5 protein-coding genes and 1 pseudogene are annotated in these 23191 nt (G+C 57.0%); all 6 read right to left on the bottom strand.

Translation table 11 applies throughout. The annotated features are described in order from the left end of the window. Positions 1-132: 132 nt before the first annotated feature. The 6 genes and pseudogenes from shdA to sinH all read right to left on the bottom strand — a co-directional run bounded on the left by shdA (position 133) and on the right by sinH (position 23156). Positions 133-6096, bottom strand: a complete 5964-nt coding sequence (gene shdA, locus QEN31_RS06475; RefSeq protein WP_072052107.1) for a fibronectin-binding autotransporter adhesin ShdA — start codon at positions 6094-6096, stop codon at positions 133-135. Between the two features lie 559 nt (positions 6097-6655). Then, a pseudogene (locus QEN31_RS06470) lies at positions 6656-6742 on the bottom strand (IS1 family transposase); the annotation flags it as partial. Positions 6743-6756: 14 nt separating this feature from the next. Beyond that, positions 6757-14064 carry a DUF823/DUF824 repeat adhesin RatB gene (gene ratB, locus QEN31_RS06465; protein WP_080111495.1) on the bottom strand — a complete coding sequence of 2436 codons (7308 nt, stop codon included), beginning with the start codon at positions 14062-14064 and terminating at the stop codon, positions 6757-6759. A 165-nt stretch (positions 14065-14229) separates the two neighbouring features. Beyond that, a complete protein-coding gene (gene ratA / locus QEN31_RS06460) occupies positions 14230-19827 on the bottom strand; it encodes a DUF823/DUF824 repeat adhesin RatA (protein ID WP_074379262.1) in 5598 nt (1865 codons plus the stop codon). A gap of 119 nt (positions 19828-19946) precedes the next feature. Further along, complete coding sequence (locus QEN31_RS06455) at positions 19947-20906, bottom strand: SinI family autotransporter-associated protein (RefSeq protein ID WP_001149066.1); 960 nt, start codon at positions 20904-20906, stop codon at positions 19947-19949. A gap of 57 nt (positions 20907-20963) precedes the next feature. Next, positions 20964-23156 (bottom strand): intimin-like inverse autotransporter SinH, encoded by a 2193-nt coding sequence (sinH, locus tag QEN31_RS06450; RefSeq protein ID WP_000252220.1) that lies wholly within the window; start codon positions 23154-23156, stop codon positions 20964-20966. Positions 23157-23191 lie beyond the last annotated feature (35 nt).

Genomic DNA, 23191 nt, shown 5'->3' with positions numbered 1-23191 from the left:
ATGTTGGGTTTCGACTTCGCCTCAGCCAACCTACGCGCCACGTCGGATAAGGTGTAGCCATAATCTGACGATCAACCGGTTTGTCATTCGCCTCAAAACCGGGCAGGGAACACCCGCCCGGTTTTGTCTAACTTACCAGTTATAGCGCAGATTGAGGCTACCGTTCAGATCGCCAAAGTCATTGCTGCCAGTCTGCCCGGCAACCTGAGCGCGAACGCTCCACTGCTTATCGATATCTGCCTGCAGACCCACTTTCAGCTCCGCACGGTTAGCCGGAAGATCCTGTTTCACCGTAGCATCATCAAACGATACCGACACATCATCGCTGGTGTGCAGCCAGTTAGCTTCAGCAAACGGCTGGATAACCGTACGGCTGCCTTTGTACAGCTTGCCGTCAACACGCAGACCCAGACGCGTTGTCCAACTGTCGCCATCCTGACCATCGATCCGGGTGCCGTAGTTATCCTTCACGCTATCCGCTGAGTAATTCTGCCAGACAACCTGCGCCTGCGGCGTCAGACTGACAGTATTACCGTTGCTAAGCGCAATATCGTAGCGATAACCAGTTTCCAGCGAGACGGCGTTAGCGGTTGAATCATAAGATTCAGATCCCGCATCACCGCTCTCTACGCTGTTGTTGTAGAAACCATATTGGTACCAGCTGTCGACATACGCGCCGCTATGCGTTTGGGCATCGGCAAACCAGGTGGCATAGACGCCAAGGTTGTAGCCGTCTACGTTGCCGCTACTGGTGAACTGGCTACCGTCTGCGCCACGGTTACCGGTGCTGTCGGTATCGGCGTTGATGTAGCTCGCCATGACGCCAACGGTAACGCTCTGCTGGCCGTTACCCCAGGCCAGAATGTCGCCGCCTAACTGGAACTGGGAGTAGTTGCTGTCCATATCGATATTGCCGCTGACAGCCTCGGATTCCGCTTTACCCGCTTTGAAGCGCGCCCATACGCTGCCATCGGCATTACGATACTGGCTGCCCTCGCGGTCATAGAGGGTCTGCATTTGCAGGTTGCGCGCCATCCACTGGTTGCCCATGTACGCGCCGATATCCGCACGGTACTGCGGTGCGACATCGCCGCCGTGGTCCGGAGGCGTGACATCGCCGCCGTCGCCGCCGTCGTCCGGAGGCGTGACATTACCGCCATCGCCGCCGTCGTCCGGAGGCGTGACATTACCGCCATCGTCACCGCCATCCGAAGGCGTGTCATCACCGCCGCTGTCGTCATCATCAGACTGTGCTTTTGACGCCAGATACCAGTCGTTGTCACTTTCATTCCAGTACAGACGGTAGGTATACAGACCGGCGTTAACCTCATTTTTTAGCTCAAACGCATCGCTGGTCGATACGCCGCCAACATCCACCACTTCGATACCGTTAGTGGTCTGTGCTCCATCGCCGATGCCGTTGATGTACAGATCGGTGGTGCCGGAAGCATCGCCGGTAATGACCAACTTATCGGTTGCCGAATCATCGTCGCCCAGGACGGTATTCAGGTAAAGCGAGCCGCCGTTGCCGGTGTAATTGCCATCGACATAAAGCGTATTGCCAGGCGTGCTGGAGCTGCTACCACTGGTCATTGTCCCCATGTTGATCAGATCGCCATTGAGGGTGAAGATAGCGCCTGTTTCCTCGCTGTTGCCGAAGACCAGCGTCCCTTCGTTGGTCACCTTACCGTTAACGGTCGTACCATTGCTGCCGCCGAAGGTCGCCCCGGAGGCGACGTTCACCGCCTGCTGGCTGCCCATCTCGCCAATCGAGCCGTCTCCGGACAGCCATAGCGTGCCTTCCTGTACGTTGGTATCGCCGCTATAGGTGTTCGCGCCGCTCAGCGTCAGTTTACCCGCGCCCAGTTTGGTCAGCGATTTACCGTCCCAGTCGCCGTTGCCGGTTTTATCGCCCAGTACGCTGGTGACTTCAAAACTGTCGCCTGCGCCCAGGGTAAACGTGCCGTGTGCTGGCGTCGCTGACGTGGCGGTCGCATTCCAGCTCAGCCCTTCGGTAAGCAGATATTCTGACGCATCTTCAGGATTGATTGTCCCGGTTACGGTCAGATAGTCCGGCTTGTCAGTGAGGTTCATCGTCAGGCTGGTAAAGTCGCCGCTGATATCGCTGGTCATATCCATCAGTTTAAAGGACTGGAACTCCGCGTCGGAGGCGCGCGCTTGCAGGCTGGCGTCGCTGACGACCAAATCGCCGCCAAGCGTGGCGCTGCTGCCGGTAATCAGCGGTTGCACTGAGTCACTATTCAGCTCAACGTTCAGCGTACTGCCATCTTGCTGAATTAACGCGCTGTCGCCGAGATCCAACGAGGTGCCGAGCGCCAGTTGGGTCGTCGCGCCGCTATGAGTGGTGATGCCGCCCACCGCGCTGACTTCACCGTCTGCGTCCAGCACCAGCGTGGCATTATTGTCTACCAGACCGGTGCCCAGCGCCGTCGTACTGGCGGCGACCAGCGTACCTTCATTGATGGTGGTGCCGCCGCTGTAGTCGTTGTCGCCAGAGAGGATCAGCGTGCCTGCGCCTTCTTTGGTCAGCGATTTACCGTCCCATCTGCTACCCGGATCCAGCGTATCGTCAACGTCTGTCAGTGTAGCCGCAACGTTAAAGCTGCCGTCAGGGTCGCTCAGGGTAAAGGTGCCGTGGGCGTCGGTAGTGGCGTTGTCTCTGTCCGCATACCAGGAGAGGGAGGCCGTCAGATCATAGTGGGTGTTGTCTGCTTCATCGACTTTTCCGTCGATAGTCAGGAAGTCAACATCTTCTCTATTCATTCCCGCGACGGTCAGATCGTCGAAATCGGTCGTAATGGCGCTGTCGCTGCCAATCAGCGTGTAGGTGTATGCCTCAGGCGTCCAGCTGTCTGTAACGCTGCCAATGCCGGTAACATTCAGCGTGCCGCCCAGCGCGACGCTGTCGGCGGTAATCACGGCGTCGTCGGTGGCCGCGCCGAGGTCAATACTTAGCGTACTGCCGTCTTCCTGGGTGAACTGGCCCGCGTCAAGGGTGCTGCCCGCTGCCAGCGCGGTAGTGGCGCCGCTATGGGTGGTGACGTTCGCAAGCTCAAATGCGCCGTTGGCATCCAGTATCAGCGTACCGCTGTTGTCGATATTGCCGCTGCCCAGCGCGTTGACGTTGGCGGCAATCAGCGTGCCGTCAGTGATAGTGGTGGCGCCGGAATAGCTGTTGTCGCCGCCTAACGTCAGCTCGCCGGTACCGGTTTTGACCAGCGAACCGCTGCCGGAAAGCGTATTTTCCAGCTCGCCCTCACCGACCTGAAGCACACCGCTGTTGGCAACAGCTCCGGTACCCAGCGAATCCGCATGGTCAGCCGTCAGCGTACCGCCGATAATGGTGGTGCCGCCGGAGTAACTGTTATCGCCGCTTAACGTCAGTTCGCCCGTACCGGTTTTGACCAGCGAACCGCTGCCGGAAAGCGTATTTTCCAGCTCGCCCTCGCCGACCTGAAGCACGCCGCTGTTGGCAACAGCTCCGGTACCCAGCGAATCCGCATGGTCAGCCGTCAGCGTACCGCCGATAATGGTGGTGCCGCCGGAGTAATCGTTGCCGCCGCTTAACGTCAGCTCGCCGGTACCGGTTTTCACCAGCGAACCGCTGCCGGAAAGCGTATTTTCCAGATCGCCTTCGCCCACCTTAAGCACGCCGCTGTTATCGATATCGCCGCTGCCCAGCGAATCCGCATGGTCAGCCGTCAGCGTACCGCCGGTAATGGTGGTGCCGCCGGAGTAAGTGTTGTCGCCGCTTAGCGTCAGCTCGCCTGTGCCGGTTTTCACCAGCGAGCCGCTGCCGGAAAGGATGTTTTCCAGCTCGCCTTCGCCCACCTTAAGCACGCCGCTGTTGTCGATATCGCCGCTGCCCAGCGAATCCGCATGGTCAGCCGTCAGCGTACCGCCGGAAATAGTGGTGCCGCCGCTGTAGTTGTTATCGCCGGTCACGATCAGCTCATCGCTACCGCTTTTGACAATTTGGCCCTCGCCGGTCACGTTGTTATCCAGCGTGCCCTGGCTCAGCGCAAGCGTTGCGCTTTCTGCAATCGTCACATCGCCAGTGCCGAGCGCGGCGGCGTCTTTGGCGGCCAGAATGCCGCCGTCAATTTCAGTATCGCCGTAGTCGTTGCCGGTGTTGCTGAGGATCAGCGTGCCGTCGCCTTGTTTGGTTAGCTTGCTGCCGTTCCAGTTGGAGGTCGCCGTGGTTTCGTCCAGTTCGCTGGTGACGGTAAAGGTACTGCCTGCATCAACGGTAAAAGTGCCATGCGCAGCGCGCGCAGAATTTGCGCCCGCGTACCAACTCAAGCCCGTAGACAACTCGTAGTTGGTATTATCATTCGCATCAACGCCCGCGTTGATCGTCAGATAATCCGGCATAGCGGAGGTGTCAGCATCCAGTGTTACGCTGTCAAAATCGGTAGTGATTGCAGTTTGCGAATCAATCAGCGTGATCGATCCAAAGTGTTCGTCGGTTTCGGGCGCGACAAAGGTGGCCGTTGAGCTAAGGTTCAGCGTCCCGTCCAGCGTGACGTTGGCGGCTTTGATAATTGGCGCGCTGTTGGCGGTATCCAGCGTCGCGTTTATCTGGCTGCCGTCCTGCAAGGTCAGGGTATTGTCCACCGTCAGCAGCGTACCTGTCGAACCGCTCGCGTTGCCCAGCGTAATATCGCCGTCGTTGGTCAGATTGCCGACGGTTGACGGGTCGGTCATGTTCCACTGGCTGGTGTCGTCGAGCGACAGCGTAGTAAACATCGCATCTACACTACCGGTTAACGTGGACCCCTGGCTTAAAGAGAGCGATGACGATGACGCGTCAGTCTGGACAATGTTGCCGGTCAGCATCGTTTTTTCGGCCTGAATAGTCGCTTTGCTGCCTAATTTGATCGCGGTCGGCGCCGTAAAGGTGCTGTTGGTGAGCTCAATGGGGTCGTTAATGGTCGTGCTGCCATCAATGTTCAGTGCGACAGTTTTTGAGGTGACGTTTGCGTCGCTGACCGTCAGCGCGTTGAGATCCTCATACCCGTCGAGTTTTCTTTTGCTGGTTATAAAGATACCGTCGCCGTCGGCGTTGATGGTGGCGCCGTCGATCCTGGCGTCCGACGCCAGAATATACACGCCCGTACCGGCAGAGGTAATGTTGCCGCCTGTAATATCCAGGGTAGTGGCGTTATTGGCCTGTACCGCCGCGCCGCTGGCATTGGTATGTGTTATGGTCGCGTTGGTGAGATTAAGAGCGGCCTTATTGGTACCCTGGATGGTGCTCATCGTACCTGCAGAGCTGACCGAGCTATCAGACAGGTTCAGGGTGGAACCCTCGTCTGTCGCGGTGTTTCCGGCAACAACGTTTATCTGGCCTTGCGCCAGGGTGATTGTGCTACCGTCCAGCACGTTCAGCGTACTGCCTTGTTGCACCTGCGCGCTGCTGCTGTTAGCTGCCTCAACGATGGTACCGTCCAGCGTTGCTTCTGAACCCGTATACAACGTCATTACGCCGAAATTGCCGTCAATCGTTAGCGTACTGTCTGTTAACCTCAGTGTGCTGCCATCCGCTGCGGAAATACCCTGGGTATAAATACCCGTAGTGGTTATCTTCGCGTCGGTAAGCTCAAGGATAGCGTAATGATCCAGCGAAATGGCGTTGGAAACATACTTACCGCCATCCGGATCATCAGCCCCGCCTCCGCTTGTTTCAATGACGAGCCCCGTCCCTGTGACCGTGGTGGGCTGCCAGCCGACGGTGGCGACACCCGAGACATATAGCGCCGCGCCTTCATCGGTGCCCGAATAGCTTATCGGCGGCGTTGACGCATCCAGAACGTGGGGCTGCGCATCAGCATATGATACCTGATTATCGGCCATAGCCAGCGGGCTGAAAAATCCGAGCGCCGCAGCCACGGCGCAAGCCAGCGCCGCGCGCGTTGCTTTTATTATTTGTCCATATTCGGACTTTTGGTTTGGAGAATGGGTTTCACTCGCGCATACTTGCGCTTTAACTTTGCTGTGGCCTCGCGCCAGTTCTGAAGCCACGACATACATATTTCGCACGGCGCTCCAGACAATACTGTAAGTCCTGTTCAATTTTTAAATTTCCCTTTAATAACGTTCACGAAGCAAACTGGATTTTGATTGGGCTGCAAATAGCCTTTAAATGCTACATTATCAATGAGTTAAATAATAAATAACAAAAATACAGCTCTATGAATGGTTGCAATCACCTGAAACAATATATTATCCAAGCCAAATTATTAACTAATTTCAAGGCTTATTTCAATGCCAGGTCAATTTCTGGTTGATTTATAATTGATATAAATACATTCATCCATTTAATAAATATTTATATCGTGAATAACATTTAATAACTTCATATATTGAAATAAATAAATGCGTGAAACAAAAAGGTGTGATTATCATGCGACACCTGGCGTTATTTTAAATATACTCGTCATACTTCAAGTTGCATGTGCTGCGGCTGCGTTCCCTCACCCCAGTCACTTACTTTAGTAAGCTCCCGGGGATTCGCTCGCTTGCCGCCTTCCTGCAACTCGAATTATTTAGAGTATATACGTAGCGCCAGATGCCGGGTTGCAGAAGGGAGACGGCGCTTTTACACACGCGTGGCAAACGGTGGTGACGCCAATTAGCAGAACATATACTTTTCAATGAATGCTACTTTCACTTTTTCATGAAGCTCAATTGAACGTGAAAAGCAGATTATTTTCGTGCCAGACGCATAATACGTTACTCCACGCACGTCGCATAACCCGCTGAGCCTGCCGGCTTAATGGCGCAGTTTTGACTCTTGGTATTCTCATCTACGCCGCAATACATGCCGCCGCTTGAGGTTGATTTAGATAAATAGGGATAGCCCTGCGTCGGCCAGCCTAACGAGCTAATTGAATGATACAGCGTCAACAGGTCGTTATTATCCGGTGCTTTGCTAAGGCTACCGCACTGTTTGGCAATATCCCATTTCGTGTTGTCCACCGTATGCGCCATCGCCCAGTACTCGTTATTTGCATGCACTCCGTTGGTAAATACTGGCGTTACGCCTGACAGCATCTCAGCCTGAAGCCACGGACGATGCAGCGTTTTTCCGTTGACGGATGTCGTATCCGACATATTTCCCCAGAACAACGCTTTATCCGTATCCGGGCTGGTAAGTACCATAAAAATCACATCCAGCGATGCGTGAAGAGTCGTATTGTCCGTCACTTTCACCGTGAGTGGCGTTTTCAACCCCAGGCTTTTATCCTGATTAAGCGTAAACGTTGCCGTACCGTCGCTGCCGGTAGTGCCGGTAAAGACAATCCCGGTGGTGGTCATACTTTGGCTGGCGCTTGCGGGAGTCAGCTCTTTAAGCATGAGATCGTCTGCTCCGGCATCCGCTGCCACGTCGCCATCCGTTATCACCATACCTGCCCGATTTTTCGAATCGCCACGTGACAACGTAAAACCGACGTTGGCGACCGGGTTACCGCTGCTATCTTTTACCGTCACCGTTAACGGCATCGCGCTTCCCTTCGCCACTACCGCCGCATTTTTCGCGCTGTCCATCGCCGTCGAGGTCAGCGTAATACTGGCAGGAGTAGAAGTACGCGGCTCGACCAGACACACCTGAGCGCCGGTGGCAGTCGATGAACTGGCGGTGCCCTTACCGCCGCTATTCAGGTTTATAAATTGGTAATATCCGGTATTCGGCGCACGATCCGCCGCCCACCAGGATTTGTTCCCCGCCACCGGCCAGCCGTAATTTGTACCGATTGCGCCGTTAGGATTGTCGCTATACAACGTTTGCAGATCGCCCGACAACGGCTGGTATTCCGCATCACAGCCGGTTGCGCCCGCTTTTTCAGTGTTCGCTGCGGTGACTAAGGGCCATGTTTCATTGTTAACCAGGTAAGTACCGCTATTCGACGTCATCTCCGCCGCCAGCAGCGGACGCCGGAACTTCACGCCCGCGCTGTTGGTTACGGTTTCCGGCATGTGTCCCCAGTATTTAGCTTTATCACTGTCCGGGCTGGTAATGACGGTGAAAATGACGTCCATATCGCTAACTGTCAGCGGATCGTCGACAAGCATCGCCTGTAGCGGTGTTCTCAGGCCACGGGAATCATCCTGCGTCACTTCGAGTTGCGCTTTACCATCCTCATCCGTAATGCCATACCAATAACTTGTGCACGAAGATACCGTGCAGTTAAACGTCATTGAGCCCGTAGACGGCGCAACCGATGTGAGTACCATGCCTCCGCCGGAACTGCCATCAACGACACCCGCCCGGTCTATCGAAAGCGTTCGTCCCAAACGGATAGCGGTATTGGGCTGCGGCGTGCCGGAACCATCCCTCACAGTGACGGTCAACGGCAGGCTCTCGCCCTTCTTCGCCACTGGAGCGCCTTTATCCGCATCCATGTCGCTGGAGGTGAGTTCTATCGACAAGTCCCGGCGCTTTGCCAGACAAAGCTGCGCCGTGGCGGTATTGGCTTTGGTTGTCAGCGTATTATTATCGCTGAGTCTGACATACTGAAACTGACTGTCTGAGTGCGTGGCATCCGGTACTGAGTTACCCGCCCCCCAATATTTTCCTGATGCCACCGGTAGGCCAAGCGTTGTCGTGAGTGCGCCATTGGGATAATCGGTATATAGCGTCTGTAAATCATTTACCGTCGGCAACCCCAGCCGATCGCACGGGCTGGCGGTGTCCTGATACATATTCGGATAACGGCTCCAGGTATACCAGGTCTCGTTATTTTCCGTATAACCCGACGTGTCCGCCGTTGAAGAAAGTTCAGCGCGCAGCAGCGGTCGCTTAAATTCAACCCCCTTACTGTTGGTAAAGGTTTCCGGCATATGGCCCCAGTATTTGGCCTTATCGCTGTCCGGGCTGGTCACTACGGTAAAGATTGCGTCTTTGCTGTCTGTCAGGTTGCTGCCGTCCATCGTGGCGGCGCTGATAGTGGTTTTTAAACCGGCGGTACTGTCCTGCGCAAGGGTAAATGTCACCTGTCCCTGGGCATCAGTTTGCGCATACAGATATTTCGCCGAGGTATCCAGCAGGTATGTCGCCAGGCCGGACGGCATCACATTACGCAGCGTAATATCGTCTGTGATGCTTGAGGACGATGTGGCGCTGTTGGCGCGATTGTACGAAGATCCGCGGCTGATTTTCACCATCACGTTTTTCATCGGCTGACCTGCGGCGTCTTTCACGTCGATGGTGGCGGCCATCTGCTCGCCCTTCTTCGCCTTTGCGCTTCCGGTGGTTTCATCCTGGCCTGCCAGCGTCAGCGTCAGGCTGGCGGCGGCGCTGCGCGGCGAGGCAAGACAGGTCTGCATGTAGTACATCGAGGTGCTGGTCGTCGTTTTGACATCATTGCCGTCGTTAAACAGGTTGACCGCCGCATAGAGCGACTTCGTGCCGTCTGACGATATCACGTAATCCCCCGCCCACCAGTAGCGGCTGACGTTGTTGTTGCCTGAACTGGTCATCGGCCAGCCGTTACGGCTGCGCATGGCGTTATCCGGGTATGTCCCGTACAGTGTCTGGAGGTTGGCTACGGTCGGTAGCGTGTCGCGCCCACAGCCGCCACCGGTGCCGTTCCAGGCTTTATCGACGGTTATCATGCCCCAGGTTTCGCCTTTGTCGTAGTAGCCGTTGGCGATGGTCAGCGTTTTGCCGGGCGTAGCGCTAAACTCGCTGGCCAGCAGCGGACGCCTGTACGCCACGCCGCTGCTGTCGGTCAGCGTTTCCGCCATATGGCCCCAGTAGTTGGCCTTCGGCGTGTCCGGACTGGTGACCACGGTAAAGATGACCGGCAGCGGCGCGCTCGTTACGCCGTTGTGTTCTATCGCCGCCGTCAGCGGCGTTTTAAAGCCCGCGCCGCTGTCCTGGCTGATATTCAGCGTCAGTGTGCCGTCGGCGCCCGTGGCGGTGTAATAGTTAGCGCCGCTGCTACGCCCGTCGCTGTGGTTTATCTGTATATCCGCCGCCGCCGAGCTATTCACCTCCTGATTCGCGCGCCCGACGCTGTCGCCGCGCGTAAAGATAACCGGCGTGTCGGCGGCCGGGTTGCCCTGGGCATCCCGCGTGGTGATGATGACCGGGATGGTCTCGCCGACTTTCGCTTTGGCGAATCCGTCGCTGTCGTTATACACAGGCGAAGTGAGCGTTATCTGCGTCGCCGCCGGATGGGCGTTTTGCAGGCAGACAAAATAGAGTTGTTCATTCCACAATAGCGAACCGACGCCGCCGTCGCGCAGATTAATCGACTTAACGTAGCGGTTTTGCGTACTCCGGCTCAAATCGGCGGTGCTGTCCTGGTAGTTTTTACCGTCCAGCGGCCAGCCCTGCTGCGTATTCATGGCGCCGCCGGGCCCGGCGTCGTACAGCGATTGCATATCGGCAAGGGTCGGCACGTATCCCGCGCCGCAGGCGTCGTTCGCCATTTCAAAATCGACGATTCCCCACGCTTCGTTGTTTTCCGTATTGTCGCCGTGGGTAACGCCGCTGGCGATTTCAGCCGATAACAGCGGGCGCTTAAACACCTCGCCGTTGGCCGCCGTCGTCGTTTCCGGCATATGGCCCCACATTTTGGCTTTGTCGCTGTCCGGGCTGGTGACCACGGTGAAAATAGTGTCGATGCTGGCCGTCGCGCTGGCGTTGTCGTACAGCGCCGCCGTAATCGCGACTTTCGTCCCGTGGGTGTCCGGGCGGGTGACGTTGATGATTTTGCTGCCGTTTTCACCGGTCATGCCGCCGATTTTGGTGGCGGTGTCGTTGAGCGAATCGCCGTCGATCACCACCGCCGAGACGATGCCGTCGCCGCTACCGGCGATATGTTTCTCCCCCTGGCGGGTATAGCCGTCGCCGCGGCTTAACACGAACGGCGCTTGCGGCAGCGGATTGCCGCTGGCGTCTTTTACCGTCACTTTAAGCTGGAGCGTATCGCCCTTTTTCACCTTCACCGCGTGTTCGCTGTTTGCGTTATACCACAATGCCGCATCCACCGGCTCAATGGTGATAGACGCCGCCGTCGGATTTTTGCTGACCAGACAGCTCACGTAGTCCGACGCATCGCCGGAAGCGGTATAGCCGCCCGCAGCCAGTGATACCGCCTGCCATGTAGCGGCGCTGGCGAAGGTGGATGACCAGTAGTCATACTCAGTCGGCCAGCCGGATACGGTGTGGATTTTATTGCCGTCGCTGGAGGCATACAGTGCGGCAAGCTGATCGGCGCGCGGCAGATGGCCGGCCTCGCAGCCCCCGGCGTTGGGGTTATTCAGCGCGTCGGCGTGGCTGACACGCGCCCAGGTTTCGTTATCCTGCTCCTGGGTACGGGTGGCGGCAGTCGCTTCCGCCGCCAGCTTTGGCCGCTGGAATTCCATATCACCCACGGTGAGCGTGTCCGCCATATGACCCCACATCTGCGCCTCCGGCGTATCGGGGCTGGTGGCAACGGTAAATTTCACGCTGCGGTTGACGGGCGTGGTAATCAGTGAGTTGACCGGCAGTACGCTCAGCGGCGTCAGTAAGCCCACGCCCTGCGGCTGTTCAATCACCAGCGTGGCGTTGCCTTCGGCATCGGTCATGCCCTGATACGTCATCGACGCCTGGGAAGAGCCGAAAGGCGTTCCGCCCATCACCAGCGTTCCGTCGCTGGGATCGGTAAAGCCCGTGGTGGCGTTGTCGCGATTTTTGCCGTGCGACATGGTGACGGTAAAGCTGGCGTTGGGCACACTTAACCCGTTCAGCGCATTAACGGAATGGACGTTCATCGTGATTTGTTCGCCGACTTTGGCTACCGCATTACGTAACGACTCATCGCCATTAAAGTAAACGTCCAGACTGGTCACCAACTCATTGCCGGAGCAGGAGAGATAGTTCGGTTCGGTGCCGCTGAACGTGCTGTCCGCGCCGGTCGCCAGGTTGACGTGCGCGGTGGTGGAACCATCAGTATCCGCCGCGATATAGCTGTGTTTCTGCGTCGGCCAGCCGTAGGTCGTTTCCATCGCGTTACCGGAATGGGCCTGATACAGCGTATCCAATAGCAGTTGCCCCGGCACCTGGCCGGTACCGCACTGGTTCGTCGCCGCCGTTACCGAGTTAAACGTCGCCCAGTATTCGTTATTCTCAAATTCGGAACCGGTATCCTGCGCGGCCTCTTCTGCCAGCAGCGGGCGTTTGTAGATATTGCCCGCTTCCACCACGCCCTGCATATGGCCCCACATGCGCGCCTGCGCCACGTCCGGGCTGGTGACGACGGTAAAAATCACGTTCTGCGTCGCTTCCGTGCCGTCGAACAGCACCACGCGCACCGGGGTTAATACGCCCGCACCCTTATCCTGAGTCAACACCAGCGAGAACTGACCGTTGGCGTCGGTGACGCCATGATAGTGGCCGTCGCTGCCTGCCAGATTGGTGATAATTACCGGATCATCCGTCCACTGATGCCCGCTATCAATATCGGCGTTCTTTTGATTCTGGCGATTTTGCTCGTCGCCCAGGTAGACGTTAAAGTAGCGATAAGGCAGCGGTTTATTGGTGGCGCTGTCGGTGACGGTGATCTTCATGTTGATCTCTTCGCCCACCTTCACTTTCGCCGCGTTGACCGTTGAATCAAAATTATCGGCGCTAATCACTAATTTCGGCGTGACCGCAGGCGGGGCTTTATCCACGCAGCTAACCAGCGATTGCGTGGCGTCCGGCATCTGCGTAAGGGCGCGGCTGCGCATATCAATGCTGATATGGTCAGTGGCAGTCGATCCCTGGGAGGAGGACCAGTACTCTTCGTCACCGGATGTCAGCCCTACCGGCCAGCCGAGGGTGGTGGCCAGATCGCCGCGCGCAATTTTTAACCCTTCCAGTTGGCGTGCATCCGGCAGAATATCGCAGTGCGCGTCGGCGTGGCCCCAGTTGAACTGCGCCCAGGTTTCATTGTTGATGCTGGCGGTGCGGTCTTCACCGTCGGTTTCCGCCGCCAGTTTGGGGCGGTAAAAGGTGTAGCTTGCGCCGTCCACCGTGGCGGTGGACGTCTCTGCCATATGACCGTACATGTTGGCGCTGCTGCTGTCCGGGCTGGTGAGGGTGGTAAAAATCACGTCCACGCTGGCTTTCAGCGCTGGCGCGCTCGACGGGTGCGCTATCAGCGGCGTTTTAACGCCCGGGCCGTTCGCCTGGGTGACGACCACGGTCGCCACGCCCTCGGCGTTGGTCGTACCGTGATATTCCGTGGCGGTGGTGGTCAGTTCGGTGTTGCCGACGCGCACCGGCGCGGCATTGTTTACCACGCCCTGGCGGTTTTGCGCGTCGCCGCGGGTAATCACGAAATCAACGTTGCCCTCCGGTTCGCCGCCGCAGTCTTTGGTCGTTACCGTCAGCATGATGCTTTCGCCCGCTTTGACCTTCGCGGCGTTGAGCGACTCATCCAGATGATCGGCGGCGAGCGTTACCGGGTCGCCCACGGCGGGCGCGATATCCACGGCAAACTTTTGATCAAGCACTTCGACCGCCGTGTTATAAGGCACGCCGGTGCGGGTAAGCAACCACAGCGGCGGTATGGCGGTTGAGGTATCCAGTTGCGACCAGACCACCAGATGGCGGCCCGCCAGATTCTGCGCGCAGAAACTTATATTGCTGACGGGTTGTGGATCAAGCGGCGTGTCCGGCGTGGCGGCGTCGGCCCACACCAGCGTAACGGCGGGCGCGCGCTCAGCCTGCCAGGCCAGCGGCGGCACGGCGAAGATATCGCCTTCGGTGTCGTGCGGATTGGTTAAGGTCAGCGCGCTGCCGACATCACTGGTGCTGAACTGGCTGGGCTTCGCGGAGTAGTCAACAGGATTCGCCGCATCAGAGCGCAACTGCACGCTGCCCTGATATACCGGGATCGTTACACTGTCGGCCTGAGGCGGAGTGCCATTAATAGCCGCAGTTTGCTCAGTGAGTTCCTGCCATGCGCCGCTGCTTCGCACGGCCTGCGCGAAGAAAGGCGTTAAACTGAGGGCGCATAGCAGCAGCCAGGGTAAAAAACCGACACACTTTTTCGATTTCACTGACGTACCTGAGAAAAGTCCATTTCGTTGCAGTTCATTCCATGAATACAAAAACGTAAAAATACATCGCTACCGGAACAGCGCCAGCTACAAGGGATACCCAGGTTGGGCGCCGCAAAGCGTCACCCAACATTCAAACGCGCTCCCGGCCCCATTCCCCATTCACTACGGCACCCGGCACGAGCCTAAGCCCGAGGTCGTCGCTTTTTCACGAGTACAGGTTGTCTGGCCGGTCGTTTCGTTAAATGAACAGTAGTACTTATTGCTTTGACCTTCATCTTGCGACACATAGTCCCAGGATGATGTCGTCGGCCATTGCAACGTGCCGATAACGCTCTGCAACGCTTTCAGATCGTCCAGCGAGGCTATATTTTCCTGCGATCCGCAAAGATGCGTCAACGACGTTTCCACGTGTTCGGACTGATAATAATAGTTCGTCCCCCAGAATTCATTATTAAACGGCCAGGTATCCCGGGGCGCGGCAGAGAGCTCGGCTTTCAGGTACGGGCGGCGCAGCGTAACGCCGTTCACCTGCACGGTATCCGGCATATGACCCCAGTATGACGCATACGGCGTATCCGGGCTGGTTTGTACCGTAAAGATTGCATCTACGCTCGCCGCCTCATCAAATTGATTCGCAAGCGCCGCCGTGACAGACGTTTTTAACCCCAGCGATTTATCCTGAGTTAACGTAAACCGCAACTTACCGTCATCGCCGGTGAAGCCAGACCATTTTGTGCTGAGGCCATTCTGGTTATTAAACGCCACTGCCGTACCCGCAGGTGCAACCGGCGTCAGCATCATATTCGCCGGCGAAGTTGTAAACGGAACCGGCTCGCCAATCACGCCTGGTTCAATGTATTGCTTATCCACCGCACCGCGCGAATAAGCGTAATCACGCGTCAACAGTACGGCCACCCCGGCCTGCGGCTGCCCGGCGTCGTTAGTCACCGTTACCGTCATCGGTATCGTTTCGCCTTTTTTCGCCACGGCCGCCGATTTATCGGCGTTCCATGCGTCGGAAGAGAGCGCGATATTCAGCCCGCTGCGCGATGTTGTCAGGCAGAGTTGTAAGTAGTAGTTACCCGGGTTTTCCGACATGCTGTAGTTTTTCCCCGTCTTGAGATCTTTATACTGCCAGTAAAGGGTTGAGCCTTTCAGCAGGCTATCCCCCGCCCACCACCGCTTCCCGACGGGCAATCCAATATCGGTCGCCACCTTGCCGCTTGGGTGATCGTTGTACAGCGCAGTGAAATCATCTATCGCAGCCATCTGGTTCATCGGACACCCGCCGTAATTGCCGGTATTAAAACTATTCACCATGATCCAGTTTTCATTGGTTTCGAAATAGGTATCCGTGTGCGCCTCCGATGAGGGCTCGCCTGCCACCAGCGGGCGCTTAAACTCCGCACCGTTGCTGGCGGTGAAGGTCTCCGGCATATGGCCGTACATGTTGGCCTTGTCGCTGTCCGGGCTGGTGAGGACGGTGAACACCACCGGCAGCGATGAGGTCGCCGTCGGCGTATCGTTCAGATTCGCGGTCAGCACGTTTTTCAACCCTACGCCGCCAGGTTCGGCAAGCGTCAGAGCCAGCGTACCGTCCGCGCCGGTGGCGCCGGTCAGAACCGATGTGGCATAGTAAAACTGTTGCTGCGCACCGGTGAGCGGCGTCACCGTCATGTTGGTGCCGTTAGTGGCTACAAATTTATTATAGTCGGTGTTGCGCGCCTTCCCGGCGTCGCGTTTAAGCGAAAAAGTCGCATAAGGCACCGGGTTGCCCATCGCATCGGTAGTGGTGATGAGTAGCGGGATCGACTCGCTGTTTTTCGCCTTCACCGCCTGAATAGCGTCATCCATCGCCTGCGGGGAGGTGAGGGTAATCTGCGTGGCCTGCGGCAGCGGCGTCGTGGCGCAAATTTGATACTGCCAGGCAGTGCTGGTCGCGCTGTTTTCTGACCGACGCGAACCATCAGCCAGATCGACTGCGTAATAGAAGTCAAGTTTTGCCCCGCTGGAAAATGACGTCGAGTTCGATCCGCTCCAGTAAGAATAGTAGACCGGCCAGCCCTGGGCGGTATTTATCGTTCGGCTCGGGTATTTGCTGTAGAGCGAATCCAGCGCCTCAACGGCAGGGTAATAGCCCGCCGCGCAACGGGCCGGATTGGCCCCTTCACTGGCTGGCCCATGAAAAACCGCCCAGGCTTCGTTGGTTTCTTGCTTAGACGCAGTATTGTCCGTACTGGACAGCTCAGCGTACAGCAGCGGGCGCTGGTACACCGCGCCATCCGCCGCCGTCAGCGATGGCGCCATATGCCCCCACATGCGGGCAACGCTGACATCCGGGCTGGTGACGACGGTAAAGATAGTGTCGATGCTGGCACTCACGGCGGCATTTTCATACAGCGTCGCGTTAATCGCGGTGCGGGTGCCGTGGGTGTCCGGGCGGGTGACGCTGATGATACGGGTGCCGTCAGTGCCGGTCTGCGACCCCATTTTGGTGGTGGTCCATGCCAGCGATTCGCCGTCGATCACCACGGGCGTCACGATGCCTTGCAGATCGTCACCGTCCTGAGCGGTATACTTTTCGCCCCGGCGATCGTAACCGTCGCCGCGGGTGAGCACAAACGGCGCTTCCGGGATCGGGTTGCCGCTGGCGTCCTTCACCGTCACCTTGAGCTGCATCGTCTCGCCCTTTTTCACTTTGACCGCGTGGACGTCGCTGCCGTCGTACCACTGCGACGGATTGACCGGTTCAATGGTGATGGACGCCGCCACCGGGTTATCGCTGGCCAGGCAGCTGGCGTAAATCGAGACGTTGCTGTTGGCAAATTCACTGCCGTTCGTCAGCGCGATCAGTTTCCAGGTGGTGGCGCTCTGGTAGGTGGACGACCAGTAGTTAAGATAGGTCGGCCAGCCCTGAATGCTGTGAATCTTGCCGCCGCTGTTGGCGTTATACAGCGCCTCAAGCTGGTCGATGCGCGGCAGGCGGTTCGCCGCGCAGCCGCCCGCATCCGGGTTGCCCACCGCGTCGCTATGGGCCACGCGCGCCCAGGTCTCATTGCTCTCGTCCTGGGTACGCAGCGGGTTGCTCACTTCACCCGCCAGTTTGGGCCGCTCAAAAGTCCAGTCGCCCACGGTAATCGTGTCGGCCATATGGCCCCACATTTTGGCCGCTGGCGTATCCGGGCTGGTGGCGACGGTAAACTTCACGCTGCGGGAAACCGGCGTGCTGATTAATGAATCGACGGGCGCAATATTTAACGGCGTCAGCAGCCCCACGCCCTTTTTCTGGGTGAGGATAATGGTCGCATCGCCGTTAGCGTCGGTGATCCCGTGATAAACCTGCCCGGCAACGTAGCCCACGTCGTCAAACTGCATCTCGCCGTTGCTGGTATCGGTAAAGCCGGTCGTCAGCCCGTCACGCCGCCTGCCGTTCGCCATGGTGATGGTGAAGTCGGTATTGCCGATCGCCATGCCGTTAAGGGCGTTGCGCGAATGGATGTTCATCTTAACCTGTTCACCCACTTTGGCGTCGGCGTTTTTGATCACCGGGTCGTCGTTGAAGTAGACGTCCAGCACCGCCACCATTTCATTGGCCGAGCAGGTCAGGTAGTTGGGCGTATCGGTAAATTTGCCGCTATCGCCGTTTTCGAGGTTGACGTGTACCGTCCCGGAGGCGTCGCTGTCGGCGGCGATGAAATAATCTTCAGTCGGCCAGCCGTGCTCGCTTTCCATCTGTCCGCCCGCATGTTCGCTGTACAAATGCGCCAGCGACGACTGATCCGGCACCTGGCCGACACCGCACTGCGCGGTGGCCGACGCCACGGAGTTAAACGTCGCCCACTCTTCGTTATTTTCGCTGAATTGGCCGTCTTTATGGCTGGCCTCCACCGCCAGCAGCGGACGTTTGTACAGGTTGCCCGCGTCCACCACGCCGCGCATATGGCCCCACATGTTGGCGCCGTCCACGTCCGGGCTGGTGACCACGGTGAAAATTACGCTAAAGGACAGCTCGACGTTGCCGCCTTCGTCGTCCGGCATCACGATGCGGATGGGCGTTTCGACGCCCAGGCCGCTGTTATGTTTTAACGTCAGGTGCGCCTGGCCGTTGACGTCAGTCACGCCGGTATAGTGCTCCGGCGACGAGGCGCTCATACCTTCGGAATCAGCGGTGACCCGCAGGTTATCCCATGCGTCCTGATGTTCCCCTTTGCGGTTTTTCGCCGGGTCGATAAACAGCTCCATGTAGCGGTAAGGCAGCGGTTTTTGCGTGTCCCGGTCAACTACGGTCATCGTCAGATCAATCGACTCCCCCACCTGCGCTTTATACGGTCCTTGTGGGGAGAGAGTAATCTGCGGGTGCGCCGCAGGCTGGGCTTTATCCACACAACTGACCAGCAGCGTGTCGCTGTCGGCGGCCCTGACGACCGATGCGCTGTTCATATGTACGGCAGCGTGGTAGCCGCTCAGTTGGTTTTTGGTCGATGACCAATATTCAGCATCGCCCGCCACCGGCCAGCCGGTCCAGGTTTCCAGCGTGCTGTGCTCATGTCGCATCTGCACCAGCTGTTCGGCGTCCGGCAGAATGTCACAGTGGTTATCCGCGCCGCTCCAGGTAAACAGCGCCCAGGTTTCGTTGGTATCGACGACGCTTTTGTCAGCGCCGCTCGCTTCCGCCGCCAGCTTCGGGCGGGTGAAGGTGTAGGTTATACCGTTCAGCGTCGCGGTAGCGCTCTCTATCATGTGGCCGTACATACTGGCCTTATCGCTGTCCGGGCTGGTGATGGTGGTGAAAATGACGGCGGTTTCAGCCGTAAGCGCCGGAAAGTTGACCGAGCTGACAACCAGCGGCGTTTTGACGCCGGGGCCTTCCTTCTGGGTGACCACCACCGTGGCGTTGCCGTTGGCGTCAGTGACGCCGCGATATTCCGTTTGGGTGGTCGTGAGCTCGGTATCGCCAACGCGAACCGGGTTGGCGTTATTGACCACACCCTGGCGGTTTTCCGCATCTTTACGGCGGATGACAAACGGCGCGTTGCCTTCGGGCGTGCCGTCGCACGCTTTGGTGGAGATGGTGAGGGTGATGCTTTCCCCCACCTTCACTTTTGATGCCTCAAAGGCCGAATCAACGTGATCGCCGCTGACTGTAACCGGCGTGTCGGTGGCCGGTTTAATGTTGAGCGCCACTTTCGGGCTTAACAGCGGAATGGTCGCATAATTCGGCACCCCGGTACGCGTAAAGAGCCACAGCGCGGGAACGTTGGTTTCATCTTCCACCTGCGCCCAGGCCACCAGCTGTCGCCCGGCGAGGTTTTGGGCGCAAAAGGTCAGGTTCGGAACCGGCTGCGGCGAGAGCGGCGTGTCGGGCGTGGCGGCATCGGCCCATACCAGGCCCATGGCGGGCGGCTGGCGGTTTTCCCAGGCGATGGTGGGCGGATCGCTAAAGAGATCGCCTTCGGTATCGGTGGAATTGACCGCCCGCATCGAGGTTGAGGTAGCATCCGCGCTAAAATCGCGCGGCATGGCGCTGAATTCAATATCGTGGGTTTTGCTCGGGTCAAGCAGCGTACTTCCCTGGTAAAGGGGGATAATAGCGCCGTCGGCCAGCGGCGCGGTGCCGTTAACCGCACCGGTGACTGAGTTCAGCTCTTGCCAGGTTCCGCCCTTCAATAGCGCCTGCGCAGGTGCGATCGACACTGCAAACATGATCAGTAATGTCAGTAAGAAATGTACAACTTTATTCACTTGCCGATTCCTGTCCATGAGCGATAGCCACCCGTTTTCATTCTCTGTCGTAATTCAACCCACTTTGCTTAGCGCGCGGCTAAGCAAAGTGCGCGGAAAATACCACTCCCCGCGGGGAGTGGTATGTTGAGGACAACTTATTTGCGTTTGTAGTCGATGGACAGACCAAAGCCCTGGACACCGTCGCTACCCACGGTAACGCCGCCGTCTGCTCCCTCGAACGCCGTTTTCGCTTCGGCGTTGGTGACAGGGATGACAAGGTCTTTATCGTTCCAGCTTTCGTTGACGATACCGCCGGTACCGGTACCTGCAATTTTACTGGTGCCGACGAATTTCCAGCGGTAGTCATACTGGTCGGTAACGTTTTCACCGGCATCATAGGTACCGTTGCCGTTCTTATCGCTCCACAGCAATACCTGATAGGTGGTATTCGTTTTGAGTGTCGTCCCTGAATTCTTCAACAGGTTGGTATTCGAATCTTTCTCATGAATAACCACATGGACGTTTTCATCCACCACCGGACCTTCCGGAATTTCGTCATCATCCGAACCACCGCCCGCATCGGTCGACAGGTCTTTCAACAGCAGTTCGGTTGCCACGGCAGGGTCACCGGTGGTAGTGGTTGGCGTGATTTTGATACCGATATAACGATCCGCATCAGCGGCCTGGATTTCATAACTGTCACCAGTACCAAGATCTTTGGGGTCGCTGCCATTCTGATCGCTAAAGCTCACCCATTTCACGGTGGCTTTAGTTGCCGTGTTGTCGGTGTCCAGGTCGCCTTCCGTATCGCCAATCGCCCAGTTCACCGTGACCTTATCGCCAACGTGGAACTGCTTATCGCCTTCGGTCACAATTTTACGATCGCCGCGATCGATAGTTACCGTTACGTGATCTTTGTCGGTATCCGCAGTTTTATCCGCCGCACGGGTAATCCACGGCACCGTACCCTGAATGGTGCCCGTCTGTTCAGAGACAATCTGCCACTGCCCCGATTTCAGATTACCGTTTGCCGCCACCGCTGGCGCGGCGCAATACCCGGCAACTACTAATGCTAAAGCGACCTTCGTCAGCCGCCGTTTTACTGTTGCTTGCATTCAGACTCTCCTTTTTCTCAAAATTCAGCGGCTGGCTGGTCAGCCACAACGCTGACGCTATTTCTGACTATACGTAACGCGTATGCCGTAACCCTGAACGCCATCTTCCACATTGGCGGCAAACTTCTGCGCCGCCTCTTTATTGGTTACTGGCAGGACAAGATCTTCATTCATGGTGTTGGCCAGCGCGCCGGTATGTCCGTTTGTACTCTGCCCGGTAAACTCCCACTGGTAGTCGTACAGCGCCATCTCTTCTTCCGTGAGCTGCTCGGACATCTGGAATACGCCGTCTTTATTTTTGTCGCGCCACAGCAGGAAACGGTAAGCATTATTGACCGTAGGGTGCTTATCTTCTTTGCCGATAAGGTTGACAGGGTTGGCGGCTTTGACCTGATAAATCACCGCATTCAGCGCGCTCAGGTTGTCGCCGATAAAAGTGACATCAACGTAGTTACTGTCGCCATAGGCGTCTGCTTTCGCCTTCCAGCGGAAAGTCCCCGGCAGGGTGCTGGAAAGCGTCACCGTCCCCGCTTCTTTGTCACGACTGGCAATAAACACGCAGGGGGTTTCCGTGGTGCAGGGCGTCTGGGCCAGGGTGACTTTTTTATCATTGCTGTCGTACAACACGGGCGTCATGGCATCGTCCACCAGTTCGTTACCATTGCGATCCGTGGAGTCGCCAAAGGAATCGGTGATCAGCAGATCCATCACCACGCCGTCTTCGCCATCGGCCAGCGCGCTGGCTTCATGGCTGTGATCGCTGCGATCGGTATCGGCAATGTTGTCGACGATCAGCTCAATTTTGCGATCCTGCTGGACGGTGATTTCCACCACGCCGGAGTTCTGCTTATTGCCCTTTTCATCTTCCAGCGTCATGCGTACTTTCCAGGTGTTCAGGGCGGTGCGCTGCTCTTCGGTATCGGCATTAACCCAGGCAGGAAGCACCAGATTCCAGCTGTTATTGTTGCCTTCGGTTAACGCATTAGCTTTTACCACCGGCATCACCAGCGTACGGGCGGCGTTGTTTTTCGCCTGCCAGGAGGCAGAAATAATTTTGTAATGGTGGTTAATCAGCGCGTTGACAGTCCATTTGCACTTTTCCAGACCAACAGCGGCCTCAGGCGTATCTTCAATCACGCATTCCGGGTGTTCATTGGTGGCGTCAGCCTTCAGCCACAACGTGACGTCCAGCGGATCTTTCTCACGATATTCGAGAATGATGAAATTGTTACGATCGACAAAATCGGTGCGGCTGCCCATTAAGGAGTGCTGAATTTTAACGTTTTCCGGATCGAGCTGCGCCGCCAGCGGCGTGCCTATCTGGTAGTTCACGGTCGCGTTAACGCTAAAGTCGTTACTATCGCCAGTACCGGCTTTGTAATCCGTACCAACCGTGACCAGCGGTACCGGCGTATATTCCAGCCCCAAAGTGACGGCATGAGGATCTTTTTGCAGATTATCGGTGCCAAACAGCGCTACTTCATCGCCGTAGTACTGTTCGTAAACTAATTTAGCGCCAAGCTGCGGATAAAACGGCAGCCAGCTTTCCATGCGGATATCCCAGCCGCGCGCGGGTCGTTCTTCATAAAAGTCGAAATCTTCGGAGTCTTTCCAGTCAGAAAGAGGATGGTAATAGTTGCCGGAGAATTTCAGGTAATCCGTCCAGGCTTCAGTTCCCAGACCTAATCGACGGTGACCGCGCGTAAAATCGTAGTCATAGAATGCGTTGCCGCCAAGCAGCCAGTTGCCGACGTTCTGGCGAACGCCAAGCCCAAAGTTACCAATGGTGCGGTCTTCCTTACGCTGAGCCGAAATCTGGCTAAAGAAAAGCGTGCTCTGGTTGTCATACCAGGGAATAAAATAATCCAGCGAACTGCCGTCCAGATCGCCGCCTTCGCCCACGGACAGGCTGGTACGGATCTTGCCATAAGGTGACATTACACCTTCAAGATATGACTGTGCTGAGGAAGTGATTTGGTTTTGCAAATAGCTACGCGCCTGGGATTCCAGCGCTTCCGGGGTGAGATTATCAAAGCCCTGGGTGGCGGAATTAATAAAGTAGTCAGCGCCCTGTTCTTTAAAGGACTTTCCTTTATTTTCCTGTTCTTCTTTTTTCGCGGATTCGCTGGCTAAATCAGGCAGGGAGGAGTGGCTTTCATCATTTGCAGATGCAGAGTTATCTGCGCCAGAAGCCGCAACTGAGACTCCAGACACTAATAGCAAAACCAGAATGCGAATCCTTCGCACCATATGATATCCCTGTCGTTAAATAAAAACGCCTCTAT

Source organism: Salmonella sp. SA15303 (genome assembly GCF_029962125.1).
In the GTDB taxonomy this organism is placed as follows: Bacteria; Pseudomonadota; Gammaproteobacteria; order Enterobacterales; family Enterobacteriaceae; genus Salmonella; species Salmonella enterica.
This window is presented reverse-complemented; position numbering and strand designations above follow the sequence as displayed.

Bases quoted from the DNA above. Each gene is read 5' to 3' on its own strand.
- ratA (WP_074379262.1), bottom strand. From the start codon at position 19,827: ATGGACAGGAATCGGCAAGTGAATAAAGTTGTACATTTCTTACTGACA.
- QEN31_RS06455 (WP_001149066.1), bottom strand. From the start codon at position 20,906: ATGCAAGCAACAGTAAAACGGCGGCTGACGAAGGTCGCTTTAGCATTA.
- sinH (WP_000252220.1), bottom strand. From the start codon at position 23,156: ATGGTGCGAAGGATTCGCATTCTGGTTTTGCTATTAGTGTCTGGAGTC.